Here is a 15,693-nt window from a genome sequence, read left to right on the forward strand (position 1 = left end):
TCCCTATATTGAGGCGTGTTTCCTGTCCCCGAAATCCTGAGGAGTTTGCCGCCGGCATGAGCGATGCAGCCGCGCGCGCCGAACCGTCCCCGCCTGACCGCAATGGGGACGATTATAACAGCGCGTCCATCACCGTCCTGCGGGGCCTCGAGGCCGTGCGGAAGCGGCCCGGCATGTATATCGGCGATACCGATGACGGGTCGGGCCTGCACCACATGGCCTTCGAGATCATCGACAACGCCGTCGACGAGGCGCAGGCCGGCTTCGCCACGCGGGTGGAGGTGACGCTGAACGGCGACGGCTCCGTCACCGTGCGCGACGACGGCCGCGGCATCCCGGTCGACATCCATGAGGAGGAGGGGATCTCCGCCGCCGAGGTGGTGCTCACCCGGCTGCATGCCGGCGGCAAGTTCAACCAGAACTCCTATAAGGTCTCCGGCGGCCTGCACGGCGTCGGCGCGGCGGTGGTGAACGCGCTGTCCGAATGGATGCATGTGCGGATCTGGCGCAACGGGGTCGAGCACCTAGTCCGCTTCGAGCATGGCGAGACGGTGCAGCCGCTGACCATCCTCGGCCCCTCCGAGGAGCGGAGCGGCACGGAGGTCACCTTCAAGCCCTCCTCCGGCACCTTCACCAAGGTCGAGTATGATTTCGCGGTGCTGGAGCGGCGGCTGCGGGAGCTCGCCTTCCTCAATTCCGGCCTCGCCATCGCGCTGAAGGACGACCGCCACGTCCCGGCGCAGGAAGTGCTGTTCGACTTCAAGGGCGGCCTCGTCGCCTTCGTCGAATGGCTGGACCAGGGCAAGGAGCCGCTCTTCCGGCCACCGATCAACGTGACCTCGAAGGACCAGGAGGGCATCCGGGTCGAGCTGGCGATGTGGTGGAACAACACCCCGCGCGAAGTGACGCTGTGCTTCACCAACAACATCCCGCAGCGCGACGGCGGCACCCACCAGGCCGGCTTCCGCCAGGCGCTGACCCGGGTGGTGGCGAAATACGCCGACGACCTGGCGAAGAAGGAGAAGGTGGAGCTCGCCGGCGAGGACATGCGCGAGGGGCTGACCTGCGTCCTCTCGGTCAAGGTGCCGGACCCCAAGTTCAGTAGCCAGACCAAGGACAAGCTGGTCAGCTCCGAGGTGCAGCCGGTGGTGCAGGCGGCGGTCGCCGACGCCCTCTCCCACTGGTTCGAGACGCATCCGAAGGAAGCCAGGACCGTCCTCGAGCAGGTGGTGCTGGCCGCCGCGGCGCGGAAGGCGGCGCAGCTCGCGCGCGAGAAGGTCGGGCGCAAGAACGCCCTCGACATCTCGACCCTGCCCGGCAAGCTCGCCGATTGCCAGGAGAAGGACCCGAGCAAGTGCGAACTCTTCCTGGTCGAGGGCGACAGCGCGGGCGGCTCCGCCAAGCAGGGGCGCAACCGCGCCTTCCAGGCCATCCTGCCGCTCAAGGGCAAGATCCTGAACGTCGAGCGGGCGCGCATCGACAAGATGCTGTCCTCGGCCGAGATCGGCACGCTGATCACCGCGCTCGGCACCGGCATCGGCCCGGGCGAGCCGGCCAAGGGCGGCTTCGACGCCAACAAGCTGCGCTACCACCGCATCGTCATCATGACCGACGCGGATGTGGACGGCAGCCATATCCGCACCCTGCTGCTCACCTTCTTCTTCCGGCAGATGCCGGAGCTGATCGAGCGCGGGCATCTCTACATCGCCCAGCCGCCGCTCTACCGCGCCAAGCGCGGCAATGACGAGCGCTACCTGAAGGACGACCGCGCGCTCGAGGACTACCTGCTCGAGAAGGCGCTCTCCGGCGCGACGCTCTCGCTCGGCGACGGCCGCGCGCTATCGGGCGAGGCGCTGCGGGCGGAGGCGGAGGCGCTGCGGCAGGTCGCGGCCCGCATCCGCCGCCTGGCCGCGCATGTGCCGGCCGAGATCGTCGAGCAGGCCGCGGTCACCGGCGCGCTCACCCTCGACCCGGAGCGGGCGACCGCGGCCGCGGCGGCGCTGGTCGCGCGGCTGAACGCCCTCGCCCTGCCGGCGGAGCGGCACTGGAACGCCACGCATGGCGAGGCGGGGCTGCAACTCTGGCGTACGGTGCGCGGGGTGACGGAACGGCATGCGCTGACCCCGACCGCGCTGCGCAGCGCCGAGGCGCGCTGGCTGGACGAGCGGCGCGAGGCGCTGGAGCGGCAGTTCGACGAGGGCGCGGTGTTGGCGCTCGACGGCGCCGAGACCCCGGTGCAGGGCCCGGCCATGGCGCTGGAGCGGCTGCTGGCGCAAGGCCGCAAGGGTCTGACCATCCAGCGCTTCAAAGGCCTGGGCGAGATGAACCCGGAGCAGCTCTGGAAGACCACGCTGGACCCGGCGGTGCGCACCCAGCTCAAGGTCAAGGTCGAGGATGTAGAGGCGGCGGAGAACGTCTTCTCCACGCTGATGGGCGACGTCGTGGAGCCGCGGCGGGAGTTCATCGTCGACAACGCGCTGAAGGTGGCGAATCTCGACGTGTGAGGGAAGGCCCGCCCCGTCGCACTGACGCGACGGGCGGCCTTCAGGCCTGCCCAGTCGAGCGCCAGATGATGTAGAAGGCGACGACGAAGACGATGCCGGCGAAGATGCGGTTCAGCGTGCCGCGACCGCCGGCGAGGTGGCAGGCCGCCCGCATGCCGAGCCAGCCACCGGCGATCCCCCCCGCGATGAACTCGGCCGCGACTGACCAGGCGACGAGGCCCGAGGCCGCGTAGTTCAGCGCCGTCGCCAGGCCGAAGACGCCGACCGCGAGTAGCGAGGTCCCGACGGCGCTGATCATCGACATGCCGGTGGCGAGGATCAGGCCCGGCACGATCAGGAAGCCGCCGCCGATGCCGAAGAAACCTGAGAGCAGGCCGACGCCGAGCCCGACGCCGGCGACGCGCAGCACGACAGGGGCCGTCAGGGCGATCGGCCCGTCGGTGCCGCCGCCCCGCCGCGGCCGCAGCATGGCGGCGCCGATGACGATCATCATCAGCGCGAAAAGCAGGATCAGCCGCTGCCCGTCGACCATCTTGCCGAGGGTGGAGCCGCAGAGCGCGCCAAGCACGCCCGCGAGCGAGAAGATGCCGGCGACGCCCCAGCGGACATTGCCGGCCCGCGCATGGCCGGCGAAATTGACGAAGGCATTGGCGGAGACGGCGAGCGCGCCGGTGCCGAGCGCCACATGCGGCGGCAGGCCGACGGCGTAGAGCAACAGCGGTGTGGCGACGATTGACCCGCCGCCGCCGATGAGGCCGAGCACGAAGCCGACCAGCCCGCCGGAGCCGAGCGCGAGCAGGGTCTGCAGCATCATTCCCTTCCCCACCCTCCCGCCGGCCGCGGCGACAGATGCCAGCCCGCCAGGGCGAAGTGGCCGGCCTCGCCGGAGGTCGGGGCCGTGGCAGGCAGGAGGATCGCCGGCGCGGGGGAGGCCGGCTCCGCCTGGCGACGAGGCGACGGCGGCGCGGCGGCAGCGGCCGGCGCGGCGCGGTCCGGGAAGACCAGGCGCAGCGCCGCCAGCATCGGGCGGATGCGGTCGTCGGCGAGGCGATAGACCACCGATTTCGCCTCGCGCCGCGTCGCCACCAGCCCGGCCTCGCGCAGCGCGGCGAGCTGCTGCGACAGGTTGGGCTGCTTCAGGCCGAGCTCGCTCTCGAAGCCGGCGACCGCCAGCTCTCCCTGCAGCAGGCGGCCCAGGATGCGCAGCCGCATCGGATGCGCCAGCGCCCGCAGGAAGGCGGCCGCGGCCTCCGGGTCGCAGGCTGGCGGCCCGGCGGCCACGCTCATCGCTTCCCTGCCTGCGGCATGTAGTACCAGGCCGGCGCCCCGGCGGCGGAGCGGGAAGCGGCCTCCTCGACCGTCTGGGGCGGCGGCAGCACCCCCTCCTCGCCCGGCTGCCAGTCGGCCGGGGTGGAGAGGCCGGAGGCGTCGCTCTCCTGCAGCGCCGCGAGGGTGCGCAGCAGCTCCTCGACGCTGCGGCCGGTGGTCATCGGGTAATAGGCGAGCATCCGGATGATGCCGGCGGGATCGATGAGGAAGCTGCCGCGCACCGTCGCCGTGCTGGTATCGGCCGGGTGCAGCATGCCGTAGGCCCGCGCCAGGGACATCGAGATGTCCTCGGCGATGGGAAAGGGGATCTCGACGCCGAAGGCGCTCTCGATGCCGCGGATCCAGGCGAGATGCGCGAAGAGGCTGTCGACCGAAATCCCGAGCAGATCGCAGCCAAGCGCCTGGAAGCGCGCATGCGCCCGGGCGAAGGCGACGAATTCCGAGGTGCAGACCGGGGTGAAATCCGCCGGGTGCGAGAACAGCAGCAGCCAGCGGCCACGATAATCCGCCAGGCTGCGCTCGCCGCGGGTGGTGCGCAGGCGGAAGGGCATGGCCGGCTCGCCGAGGCGCGGCACCCAGCTGGCGGCGGAGCCTTCGGACGCGGCGGGGCTCGCCTCGCCCAAGGGCGGTACGGCAGGCGGTGGTGTCCGGTGGTTCGGCATGGCGTCCGGGGTCTGACTGCCTGAACTACATCTTAGTATTTTGTATAATGTCAAGCGAGGCGGTGCCCTAGACCATGATCCGCTCACACAGGTTCAGGGATCATGGTCCAGGCCGTTGTTCGATCGCGTGAGTCACGCTTTTCGGTGAGTCCACCTCAAGCGATCACGCTCTAGGAGGAGCGGCCGCGGCAGGTCCGGGGCGTCAGCCGCGCCGATAGGGGTAGCAATGCGCCCGGTCGAGGGTGACGCCGAAATGCCGCCCCAGGCAGTCGATGGCATCGCCATGCTGCGGATAGGGGTCGCTGTTGCCAGGCCCGACCACCACCGCCCGGAAGGCCAGGTCCGATTGCACCCGCGGCGGCAGCATGGCCGTGACCAGCGCCTTCCCCTCGTCGTCCCGCAGCGTCAGGAAAACCGGCATCGCGCGCTGGATATGCGTGGCGCGACGGATGCCCTGCTCGATATAGGGCACGCCGGACGGGTCGTAGCTGTCCGCCGCGGCCTCATAGGCGCGCCGGTAGTGCTTCTCGACCGCATGCCGCATGAGCTCGGATTCCTGCGCCGCCTCAGCCTCGGTCTCGATCCGGAACCAGGTTCGCCGGCCCGGCGCATCGCACACGAATTGCATGGTGACGTCTCTCCCGATGGATCGTGCCCAGATGGACCGTGCCCGGACGGACCGTGTCGGAGGCACCGGCGGGATGCCCGCGGCCCCGATCGCCAGGGCCGTCCCGCCGAGGACGCGCCGGGACGGACCGCCACCCGTCCGGGTCGCGCTCCATGCCGGCTCGGGAGGAGAGATAGGGCGCTAGGGGGCGCGTTGAAGGCTTGCAGGATCGGGACCTGCGCCCCATGGCCCGGTGGCGGCGCCTCAACCCCAGACGAGGTCGTCGGTGCCATGGTTGTCGGCGCGGACCACCTCGATGCCGACGAGGTTCGACACGTACCGCCCGCCCGCCCCGTCCTCCGGCACCACCAGCCGGGCGAACCCCTCCTTGCCACCGGGCCCGAGCTGCCCGGCCGTGTCGTCATAGGCGACGAGCACCTGGCCATCGCCGAAGCGCGGATCGAGTTCGCCCATGGAGAAGAGCGCGTGATAGCCGTCGCTGCCGGTGGCGACGACGTAGAAATCCAGCAGATCGTTTTTGACCGCCGGATCGGTCGTGACCCCGGCTTCCTGCAGCAGGGTCCAGAGCGGCACGCCCGTATAGGTGTCGCTAACCGCGCCGGCGCCCGAGCTATAGGAGGCGGTGAGCGTGACGCTCGCCAGCGCCGCTAGATCCGCCGCGTCGAAGCTCGCCGGATGCGCCACCGCGCCGCCGAGATCGAAGGAGCTCGAGACGCCGCCGGCGCCGGCGCCGGCGACGAAATCCGGCCCGCTGCCGAGCGAGAGGTTGACGAGGTGCGAGACGTAGCGCCCGCCTGCCGCGTCGCCTGGCACCACCATGCGCAACCAGCCATCCTCGCCGCCGGGGCCGAGTTGCCCGGACTGGTCGGCATAGGCGACCATGACAGGCTCATCGCCGAACTTCTGCTCCAGTTCGCCGAGCGAGAAGACGGCATGGTAGCCGTCGCTTCCCGTCGCCACGACATAATGGTTCAGGATGTCGTTCTTCACCCCGGCATCGGTGACGACGCCGCCGGCATGCGCCAGCAGGTCGCGCAGTAGCACGCCAGCATAGGTGTCGGTGACCGGCTGACCTCCCGAGAGATAGGCGACCGTCTGGGTTTCCGCCGCCAGCCCCCGCAGCTCGGCCACCGAGGCGAGGCCGGGATCGGCGATCTCGCCGCCGAGGCGTAGCAGGCCGAGCGCATCGAGGAATGCGGCGGGCAACGGGACCCATGAGGGCAGGTGTCCAGCACATGCTCCGCCAGGCCGCCCAGCCGGGCCAGCGAATCCGCCTCGTGACGATCGGTCATACGCCCCTCCCCTGCTCCGCCAATACGGGACATCCGCTGCCCGATGCCGCGGCGTCATGTCGTGAGGCCGGGCGGAGGCGGCGCCCCCGCCCGGCTTGCCTCCCCGCAGCGCTCAGTCGGCCCGGATCCAGACCGACTTCACGTTGAGATATTCCTCGACATGCTGCTTGCCGCTCTCGCGGCCATAGCCGCTCATCTTGTAGCCGCCGAAGGGAACCGCCGGATCCATCGCCTGGTAGCAGTTGATCCAGACCGAGCCGGCGCGGATGGCGCGCGCCAGCTTGTGCGCCTTGCTCACGTCGCGGGTCCAGAGGCCGCTGCCGAGGCCGAAGCTGGTGGCGTTCGCGCGGGTGATGACCTCCTCGATGTCGTCGAAGGGGATCGCCGAGATGACCGGGCCGAAGATCTCCTCCTGCGCGATGCGCATCTCGTCGCGCACATCGGCGAAGACGGTCGGCGGCACGAAGAAACCCTTCGCCATCGCGCCCTCGGTCAGCCGCTCGCCGCCCGAGAGCGGCCGTGCACCCTCCTGCCGGCCGATCGCCAGATAACCCGTCACGCGGTCGAGCTGCTCGGCCGAGACCAGCGGCCCGACCTGCGTCTCCGGGTCGGCGCCGTCGCCGACGCGCAGCGACTTGCCATAGGCGGCGACGCGGGCGGAGAATTCCTCGTAGATCTTCCGCTCGACGAAGAGCCGCGTGCCGGCGCTGCAGATCTGCCCCGAATTGGCGAAGACCGCCATGCCGGCGCCGGGGACCGCGGCATCGAGATCGGCATCGGCGAAGACCACGTCCGGCGACTTGCCGCCGAGCTCGAGCGAGACGCGCTTGAGGTTGCCGGCCGAGGCCTGGATGATCTTCTGCCCGGTGAGGTGCGAGCCGGTGAAGGCCACCTTGTCGACATCCCGGTGCGCCGCCAGCGCAGCGCCCGCCGTCTCGCCGAAGCCCGGCACCACATTAACCACGCCCGGCGGCACGCCCGCCTCCTGGCACAGCTCGGCGAGGCGGAGCGAGGTCAGCGGCGCCTCCTCGGCCGGCTTCAGCACCACGGTGCAGCCGGTGGCGAGCGCCGGGCCGATCTTCCAGATCGTCGCGGTGAGCGGGCCGTTCCACGGGATGATGGCGCCGACGACGCCGACCGGCTCCTTCAGCGTGAAGGACATGATCTCGCCCGGCAGCGAGTTCTCGATCGTCTCGCCCAGGATCGAGACGGCCTGCCCGGCATAGTAGCGCAGCATGCCGAGGGCACGGAGCCGGTTGCCGCGGGTGCGGCTGATCGGCGCGCCCATGTCGAGCGTGTCGAGCATCGCCAGCTCGTCGAAATGCGCCTCGACCAGAGCGGCCAGCTTCAGCAGCAGGGCCTGGCGCTCGAAGGGCTTGAACTTCGACCAGGGACCGGTGAAGGCGCGCCGGGCGGCGGCGACGGCGCGGTCGATATCCTCGGCATCGCCCTCGGCGACGCGCGCCAGCACCTCGCCGGTCGCCGGGTTGGTGGTCTCGAAGGTCTTGCCGGAGGCCGCCTCAAGCCACTTGCCGTCGATCAGCATGCGCTTCGGCTTGCCATCGAGGAAGGGATGCCGCGCGGCGGTCCTGGTGATCTCGTTCATGGCGGTGTCCTGGTGATGATGGGATCAGGCAGGCCGCGGATGCGGCCGCGCCCCGGCGCCGCGGGCGGTGCGGCCGGGGCCGCACCGCCGCCGCCTCACAACTTGGCGGCGACCGCCTTGGTCTCGGTGTAGAGCTCGATCGCCTCGTGGCCCATCTCGCGGCCCCAGCCGGACTGCTTGTAGCCGCCGAAGGGCAGGGCGACGTCGTTGAAGTTGTGCACGTTGATCCAGACCGAGCCGGCCTTCAGCTTGCGCGCCAGCTTGTGCGCGATGCCGATGTCGCGGGTCCAGATCGAGGCGGCGAGGCCGTAATCGGTGGCGTTGCCTTCCCTGGCGATGCGGTCGAGATCGTCGTCGCCGTAGCGGATGGCGCAGACCACCGGGCCGAAGATCTCCTCGCGCACCACCTTCATCTCCGGCGTGGTGCGGGTGAGGATGGTCGGCTGCACGAAATAGCCCTGGTTGCCGTGCCGGTTGCCGCCGGTGACCACCTCGGCGCCCTGCTGCCGACCGCTCTCGAGATAGCCGGTGACGCGCTGCAGCTGCTCCTCCGAGACCAGCGGCCCAATGCGCGTATCCGGCTCGAGGCCCGGCCCGATCTTCAGCTTCGCCGCCTCGTCCGAGAGGCCGGTCATCATCCGGTCGAAGATCTTCTCGTGTACGAAAAGCCGCGACCCGGCGGTGCAGCACTGGCCCATGTTGAAGAAGATGCCGTTCGCCGCGCCGGGGATGGCGACCGAGAGATCGGCATCGGGGAAGACGATGGCCGGCGACTTGCCGCCGAGCTCGAGGCTGACCTTCTTCAGGTTGCCCGCCGCCGCCTGGACGATCATCTTGCCGACCTCGGTCGAGCCGGTGAAGGCCACCTTGTCGACATCCGGATGCGCCGCCAGCGCCGCGCCGGGCGTGCCGTCGCCGGTGACGATGTTCACCACGCCCGGCGGGAAGCCGGCTTCCATGATCAGCTCGCCGAGCCGGATCGCCGAGAGCGGCGTCTGCTCGGCCGGCTTCAGCACGATGGTGCAGCCGGCGGCGAGCGCCGGGGCGATCTTCCACACCGCCATCAGCAGCGGGAAATTCCAGGGAATGATCTGGCCGACCACGCCGACCGGCTCGCGCATGGAATAGGCGTGCCACTCGCCGGGCGCCGAGATCGGGATGTGCTGGCCGGTGATCTTGGTGGACCAGCCGCCCATGTAGCGCAGCAGCTCGCAGCCGAAGGGCACGTCGACCGCGCGGGCGTCGCTGATCGGCTTGCCGTTGTCGAGCGCCTCGAGCTCGGCGAGCTCCTCCGCATGCGCCTCGAGCACGTCGCCGAGGCGCCAGACCAGCCTGCCCCGCTCGGTCGGCTTCAGCCGGCTCCACGGCCCGTCCTCGAAGGCGCGGCGCGCCGCGGCGACGGCGAGATCGATGTCCTCGGCGCCGCCCTCGGCGACCTGGGCGATCTGCTGGCCGGTCGCCGGATCATGGACGGCGAAGGTCTTGCCGGATCGCGCCTCCACCCATTGGCCGTCGATGAGCAGGCGGTGCCTGCGCGCGACGAAGTCGCGATTGGCCGCGCCGAGCCGGCCATGCGTCGTGGCAAGGTCCATGGATCTCCTCCTTCGTTATAGTCAAAAATATATATCGACTATTGCGGCCCGGCGTCGAGGGGCAACCGCTGCCCGAAACGACCGCGGGGCGCGCACCGCGGGCCCGCGGTGCGGCGCAGGACCAACCCTTGAATCCGCCGCCAGCCGCTATGCCGTTCACTCGGGATTGACCGATCGCCCGGCGCGGCGCCGCCGCCCTGCCCCGCCATCGGCGCCCCGGCCGCCGAAACCCCCTTGCGACCTCCGCCACGTTATACTCACACTGATACAGCGAACGGCAAGGCGGAGCGGCGCAGATGGCAGGCATCGATCATCCGTCCTGGGCAGCCTCGACCGCCCTTGCCAGGCCGAAGACGTCCTGGTGCCCCTGCGAGCCGCGCCCGGTGCCGGCGCCGCCCGCGACGGCCCTGTCGGCTGCTGCGGTTGGACCGGTGCGGCGCACGCGGATCTGGGACCTCTCGCCGAGCCTGCATTGCTCGATCATCGGCACCTGTCTCACGACGCACGACCTGCGGCGGCTGCTGCGCAAGCTTGGCCTCGGCGCGCCGGATGCGACCGACCATGCGCTGCACGGCATCGGCGTCGGCCTCGCCTCACGCCAGGACAATGGCGGCCGGCTGCTGCACAAGACCTTGGACGAGCGCCACCGCATCGCCCTCCGCCGCTTCGCCGCGGCGAGGGACCGCGCCGCCTTGCAGGCCGCCTGGCGCGAGGCGGTGGAGGCGGGCGAGATCCCGGGCGCCTACTGGGCCGTCCTCACCCATCCGGCGGCCGACAAGGCGATGATCGCGGACGCCTTCGGCGAGGTGCACATGCTCTCGCACCTCGTCGGCGCCGCGAACCGCGCCGATATCCGCCGCCTCACTTTGCAGGAGCGCGAGATCACGGCGCTGCGGGAGACGGTGACGCGGCAGCAGGCGCGGCTGCAATCCGACCTCACCGCGCGCGATGCCCGCATCCGCACCTTGCAGGCCCTGCTGGCCGGGCGCGCCGCGACGCCGGTGGTCGAGACGCCGGCCGAGGTGCTGGAGCTCGGCCGCCTCGTCGCCGGGCTGCGCCTGCAACTGGACCGCGAGGCGCGGCGTCGGGAGGCGCTGGAGCGGCGCGCCGCGGCAGCGGAGGTGGCGCTCCGCGAGGAGCGCGCGCGCGGCGAGGCGCGCGCGCGGGATCTCGCCGCGGCGCTGCAGGATCTCGCCGCCGCCGAGGCGGCGCTGCCGGTCGAGGAGGACGGGACCGAGGCGGAGGCGCCCGCCCCGTCCCGCGGCACGGTGCTCTATGTCGGCGGGCGGTCCGGCCAGACCGCCCTGCTGCGCCGCGCCGCCGCGCGCCGGGGCGCGGCGCTGCTGCATCACGATGCCGAGCAGGGCGCCGCGCTGCTGCCGGGTCTGGTCGGTCGCGCCGATCTCGTCGTCTTTCCCGTCGATTGCGTCAGCCACGACGCCGCGCTGGCGGTGAAACGCCTCTGCCGGCAATGCGGCCGCCCCTACCACGCGCTCCGATCGACAGGCGTCGCCAGCCTGCTGCAGGCGCTCGAACGCTGCCGGCCTGTCGCGGGATGATGGACGGTCCGCGCCATGGCGGTTATGCCCGCTCGCCTGCCGCCCCCAGGCCATCTCAGCCCCGCCGGGAGATCCCGCATGCCGCCCCTGCATCGCCGCGCCCTGCTCGCCGCCGCATCCGGCCTCCTCCTCGCGCCGACGGCCCGGGCGCAGGAGGCCATCACCGTCTTCGCCGCCGCCAGCCTCACGGATGCCCTGCGCGCGCTGGCGCAGGCCTGGCAGTCGCAGGGCCATCCGGCGCCGCGCCTCTCCTTCGCCGCCTCCTCGGCGCTGGCGCGGCAGATGGAGCAGGGCGCGCCGGCCGATCTCTTCATGTCGGCCGACGAGCCCTGGATGGACTATGTCCAGAAGCGCGGCCTCATCGTGCCGGAGACGCGCGTCAGCCCCATCGGCAACACGCTGGTGCTGGTCGCCCCGGCCGATGCCGCGAAGCCGGTCGCCCTGGCGCGCGAGACCGATCTCCTCGCCCGGCTCGGCCCGCAGGGGCGGATCGCCACCGGTGATCCCGCGCATGTGCCGGTCGGCAAGTATGCCGAGGCGGCGCTGCGCTGGATGGGGCAATGGGATGCGGTCTCGCCGCGCCTCGCCCGCGCCGACAACGTCCGCTCGGCGCTGCTGCTGGTCGAGCGCGGCGAGGCGCCCTACGGCATCGTCTATGCGACCGATGCGGCGGTGAGCAGTGCGGTCAAGGTGGTCGGCACCTTCCCGGCGGCGAGCCATCCGCCCATCACCTACCCCTTCGCCCTGGCGACGCGCGCCGCCGGCAATGCCGAGGCCCGCGCGCTGCTCGCCTTCCTCGCGGGGCCGCAGGCCATGCCGGTCTGGCAGCGCTTCGGCTTCGGCCTCGCCCGCTGAGGCCAGGATGGGCCTCGGGCTCGGGCCGGAGGAGTGGCAGGCGGTCCGGCTCAGCCTGATCGTCGCGACGCGCTCGGTGCTGGTCTCGCTGCTGCCGGCGATCGGCGTCGCGCTGCTGCTGGCGCGCGGGCGCTTCCCCGGGCGCGCCCTGCTCGACGCGCTGGTCCACCTGCCGCTCGTCGTGCCGCCGGTGGTCGTCGGCTGGGGGCTGCTGATGCTCTTCGGCATCCGCGGTCCGATCGGCGCCCTGCTGAACGACTGGTTCGGGATCCGCCTCGTCTTCACCACCGGCGGCGCGGCGCTGGCGACGGCGGTGATGTCCTTCCCGCTCATCGTGCGCGCGGTGCGGCTCGGCCTCGAAGCAGTGGATCCGGGGCTGGAGGCGGCGGCGCGGAGCCTTGGCGCCGGGCCTCTGGACCGCTTCCTCACCGTCACCCTGCCGCTGATGTCGCCCGGCATCCTGGCCGGCGCGGTGACCGCCTTCGCCGCCGGCCTCGGCGAGTTCGGCGCCGTCATCACCTTCGCCTCCAACATCCCGGGCGAGACCCAGACCCTGCCGCTCGCCATCTATGCCGCCACCCAGACGCCCGGCGGCGAGGCCATGGCGGCGCGGCTCGCCGGCATCTCCTTCGCGCTGGCCGTGACCGGCCTGCTGCTGGCCGAGTTGGCGGCGCGGCGCATGGGCCGGCTGCTGGGGCGCGGCTGAGGCCTGTCGGCCGGCGTTGCGACGGGTGACGCCGGCGCCGAATGCGACGATACTGCAGGTCCCGATGAAACCGCCCAGCCGCAAGACCGAAGCCCCGCCCGGCGCCCTCAGCCTGCGCATCGACCTGGCGCAGGGTCGCATCGGCCCCGGCAAGATCCACCTGCTCGAGGCCATCGACCGCGAGGGCTCGATCTCCGCCGCGGGTCGCGCGCTCGGCATGAGCTACAAGCGGGCCTGGGATCTCGTGGATGCGGTGAACCAGGTGCTCGGCACGCCGGTCGTGGATGCCAGCCCGGGCGGCTATCGGGGCGGCGGCGCGGTGCTGACCGATGCCGGCCGCAACCTCGTCGCCGATTACCGGGCGATCGAGCGGGCGGCGCAGCGCGCCGCGGAGCCCCGCCTCAACGCCCTGGTCCGCCGCACCAAGAGCTGATCTGCCGCCTCGCCACCGGACGATGCCGCGCGGTCGTCCGGTGGCGGCGCGCGGCCCGGCATGGCATGGCGAGGTCGCGCAGGAGACAGGCATGGCCAGGATCGAGACGATCGAGGCGCTGGACGCGCTCTACGGCCCGGTGGCGGAGGCCGCGACGGCCAAGGTCGCGCACCGGGTCACGCCCGAATACCGCGCGATGATCGAGGCGGCGCCCTTCGCCGCCCTGGCGACGGTGGGGCCGGAGGGGCTCGACTGCTCGCCGCGCGGCGACCTGGCGGGCTTCGTGCGCATCGCCGACGAGCGCACCCTGCTGCTGCCCGACCGGCGCGGCAACAACCGGGTCGACAGCCTGCGCAACATCATCCGCGACCCGCGCGTGGCGCTGATGTTCCTCATCCCCGGCTGGGGCAATGCGCTGCGGGTGAACGGCCGCGCGCATCTCGAGACCGACGCCGCGCTGCTCGGCAGCTTCGCCGTCGAGGGCAAGGCGCCGCGCTGCGTCGTGGTGATCGAGATCGGCGAGCTCTACTTCCAGTGCGCGCGGGCAGTGATCCGCGCCGGGTTGTGGGACCCGGCCCGGCATGTCGATCCCGGCCGCCTGCCGACGCCCGGCCGCATCCTCGCGGCGATGAGCGGGGCGCGGGTGGGCGGCGAGGCCTATGACCGCGACTGGGCAGGCCGCGCCGCCGCAACGATGTGGTAGGGGCGGCGGCTGCTCTCCCCCGTCCCGTTGGCTCTGTCCTGCCGGCACCGCATGGCGGGGATGCGGCAGGCCATGGCGACAGGCCGACCCCGCCCGCACTAGCGTCGGCCCGGCGCGAGGGGGCCGCGACGGGCCCCGGCGCATCGGCCTGCCCCGCCGCGACGGCAAGCAGGCCCGCGACCTGGAGCATTTTCCGTTCGCCTCGGTTCACGGCAAATGCTCTGGCTTCTTGTTTTCGGAGCGTCTTCACCCGATCAGGCAGGCCCGCCTGATCGGGATCCGCTCCAGCACACCGGAACCGGCCCGAAGGACGCCTGAGCGACGCCATGCCCTTCCTCCTCTCCGATGCGCGCCTCGAAGCCTTGCTGCGCGAGGACGCGCCCTATGGCGACATGACGACGCTCGGCCTCGGCATCGGCACCAGACCGGGGCTGGCGATGCTGCGGGCCGGCGCGCCCATGACGGTCTGCGGCGTCGAGGAGGCGGAGCGGCTGTTCCTGCTCGCCGGCTGCGAGACGGTGCGGCGCTTCGCCTCCTCCGGCTGCCAGCTCGAGCAGGGGGCGGAGATCCTGCACGCCGAGGGCCCGGCGGCGGCGCTGCACATCGCCCACCGCACCGCGCAGGTCCTGCTCGAGGTCAGCTCCGCCGTCGCCACGCGGGCCCGGCGCATCCTTCTCGCCGCCCGCCAGGGCCGGCACGAGATCGCGGTGGCCTGCACGCGCAAGCACCTGCCGGGGGCCAAGGACATCATGCTCAAGGCCGTGCTCGCCGCCGGCTGCACGGCGCATCGCTACGGCCTCTCGGAGAGCATCCTCGTCTTCGCCCAGCACCGCGCCTTCCTCGGCCGCGTGCCGCCGCGCGAATGGATCGCCCGGCTGCGGGCGGCGCAGCCGGAGCGGCGCATCGTCGTCGAGGCGGAGAATGTCGACGAGGCGGTGCTGCTGGCCAATTCCGGGGTGGATTGCGTGCAGCTCGATCACATGGCGCCGGAGCAGGTGGCCGAGGCGGTGCGCGCCATCGCCGCGCTCGGGCGGCCGGTGGCCGTCGCCGTGACCGGCGGCATCCATGAGGGCAATGCCGCGGCCTATGCGGCGGCGGGGGCGCAGCTTCTCGTCACCTCCGCGCCCTATGCGGCGCCGCCGCTCGACGTGAAGGTGGTGGTGACGGATGCGCCGGCCGCGCTGCAGAAGGCGCGCGCCTGAGGCGAGCCCGGCCACGCTGGTGGTGTAGCGACCAGCGCGGCATCGCGGCCACACCATGACAGCGGATCATTTTGTGCGGCGCATTATCACCATTATGTAAGATGCAATTCCGAGGGCTTAGCCGAATTCATTCCCTTGCGAGTTGAGAGACGGGGGGTCTCGCAACTGCAGGGGATAGATTGATGCAGGTCCTGGTCGTCGAGGATGAACTCCTCATCCGCATGCTCGTCTGCAACCTGCTGGAGGAGGCGGGCCATGACTGCGTCGAGGCCGCCTGCGCCTCCCAGGCCCTGGCGCTGATCGAGGGCGGGATCTGCCGGCCGGACATCCTCGTCTCCGACTTCAATCTCGGGCCCGGGCCGAACGGCCAGGACCTCGCACGGCTCGCGCAGCACCGCCTGCCCGGCCTCGGCACCGTCTTCATGACCGGCAATCCCGAGGCCTTCGACCACTACGCCTTCCGCCCGGCGGAACGCCTGCTGGCGAAGCCCTTCTCGGGCGCGGCCCTCATCGCTGCCGTGCAGGCGGTCGGCGGCCGCGCCGGCGCCGGGCGTGCCGGCCACCAGGCCGAACGCAGCCGCGCCGCCCTGGAACACGCCTGATCTGACGCTCGCACGGCCCA

General features: G+C 71.8%; 15 protein-coding genes. 8 read left to right on the top strand and 7 right to left on the bottom strand.

Annotation, left to right across the window (positions count from 1 at the left end):
- Positions 1-56 precede the first annotated feature (56 nt).
- Positions 57-2,504: a DNA topoisomerase (ATP-hydrolyzing) subunit B gene (gene gyrB / locus HJG45_RS13500; protein WP_171612646.1), complete on the top strand. Its 2,448-nt coding sequence runs from the start codon at positions 57-59 to the stop codon at positions 2,502-2,504.
- A 40-nt stretch (positions 2,505-2,544) separates the two neighbouring features.
- Here gyrB and HJG45_RS13505 read toward each other — a convergent pair whose 3' ends face one another.
- The 7 genes from HJG45_RS13505 to HJG45_RS13535 form a co-directional block, all read right to left on the bottom strand.
- Positions 2,545-3,315, bottom strand: a complete 771-nt coding sequence (locus HJG45_RS13505; protein ID WP_171612861.1) for a sulfite exporter TauE/SafE family protein — start codon at positions 3,313-3,315, stop codon at positions 2,545-2,547.
- A complete protein-coding gene (locus tag HJG45_RS13510) occupies positions 3,315-3,791 on the bottom strand; it encodes a helix-turn-helix transcriptional regulator (protein ID WP_171612647.1) in 477 nt (158 codons plus the stop codon). The genes HJG45_RS13505 and HJG45_RS13510 overlap by 1 nt, the downstream gene beginning before the upstream one ends.
- Positions 3,788-4,495, bottom strand: a complete 708-nt coding sequence (locus tag HJG45_RS13515; protein ID WP_171612648.1) for a peroxiredoxin — start codon at positions 4,493-4,495, stop codon at positions 3,788-3,790. The genes HJG45_RS13510 and HJG45_RS13515 overlap by 4 nt, the downstream gene beginning before the upstream one ends.
- A gap of 202 nt (positions 4,496-4,697) precedes the next feature.
- A complete protein-coding gene (locus HJG45_RS13520) occupies positions 4,698-5,123 on the bottom strand; it encodes a hypothetical protein (protein ID WP_171612649.1) in 426 nt (141 codons plus the stop codon).
- A gap of 243 nt (positions 5,124-5,366) precedes the next feature.
- Complete coding sequence (locus HJG45_RS13525) at positions 5,367-6,329, bottom strand: molybdopterin-binding oxidoreductase (protein ID WP_171612650.1); 963 nt, start codon at positions 6,327-6,329, stop codon at positions 5,367-5,369.
- A gap of 198 nt (positions 6,330-6,527) precedes the next feature.
- Complete coding sequence (locus HJG45_RS13530; protein WP_171612651.1) at positions 6,528-8,021, bottom strand: aldehyde dehydrogenase family protein; 1,494 nt, start codon at positions 8,019-8,021, stop codon at positions 6,528-6,530.
- Positions 8,022-8,116: 95 nt separating this feature from the next.
- The gene (locus tag HJG45_RS13535; protein ID WP_171612652.1) at positions 8,117-9,613 is read right to left on the bottom strand and encodes an aldehyde dehydrogenase family protein; all 1,497 of its coding nucleotides are present in this window, start codon (positions 9,611-9,613) and stop codon (positions 8,117-8,119) included.
- 296 nt (positions 9,614-9,909) lie between these two features.
- Between HJG45_RS13535 and HJG45_RS13540 the strand changes: the two genes are divergently transcribed.
- The 7 genes from HJG45_RS13540 (at position 9,910) to HJG45_RS13570 (ending at position 15,673) form a co-directional block, all read left to right on the top strand.
- Positions 9,910-11,172: a DUF2325 domain-containing protein gene (locus HJG45_RS13540; RefSeq protein WP_171612653.1), complete on the top strand. Its 1,263-nt coding sequence runs from the start codon at positions 9,910-9,912 to the stop codon at positions 11,170-11,172.
- Between the two features lie 78 nt (positions 11,173-11,250).
- The gene (gene modA, locus HJG45_RS13545; protein WP_171612654.1) at positions 11,251-12,027 is read left to right on the top strand and encodes a molybdate ABC transporter substrate-binding protein; all 777 of its coding nucleotides are present in this window, start codon (positions 11,251-11,253) and stop codon (positions 12,025-12,027) included.
- A 7-nt stretch (positions 12,028-12,034) separates the two neighbouring features.
- Positions 12,035-12,733 (top strand): molybdate ABC transporter permease subunit, encoded by a 699-nt coding sequence (gene modB, locus HJG45_RS13550; RefSeq protein WP_171612655.1) that lies wholly within the window; start codon positions 12,035-12,037, stop codon positions 12,731-12,733.
- Between the two features lie 64 nt (positions 12,734-12,797).
- Positions 12,798-13,166: a winged helix-turn-helix domain-containing protein gene (locus HJG45_RS13555; protein ID WP_171612656.1), complete on the top strand. Its 369-nt coding sequence runs from the start codon at positions 12,798-12,800 to the stop codon at positions 13,164-13,166.
- A gap of 91 nt (positions 13,167-13,257) precedes the next feature.
- Positions 13,258-13,869, top strand: a complete 612-nt coding sequence (locus HJG45_RS13560) for a pyridoxamine 5'-phosphate oxidase family protein (RefSeq protein ID WP_171612657.1) — start codon at positions 13,258-13,260, stop codon at positions 13,867-13,869.
- Positions 13,870-14,195: 326 nt separating this feature from the next.
- Complete coding sequence (gene modD / locus HJG45_RS13565; protein WP_171612658.1) at positions 14,196-15,071, top strand: ModD protein; 876 nt, start codon at positions 14,196-14,198, stop codon at positions 15,069-15,071.
- Positions 15,072-15,253: 182 nt separating this feature from the next.
- Complete coding sequence (locus HJG45_RS13570; RefSeq protein WP_171612659.1) at positions 15,254-15,673, top strand: response regulator; 420 nt, start codon at positions 15,254-15,256, stop codon at positions 15,671-15,673.
- Positions 15,674-15,693 lie beyond the last annotated feature (20 nt).

Origin of the sequence: Roseicella sp. DB1501, assembly GCF_013112485.1 — a bacterium.
Classification (GTDB): domain Bacteria; phylum Pseudomonadota; class Alphaproteobacteria; order Acetobacterales; family Acetobacteraceae; genus Paracraurococcus.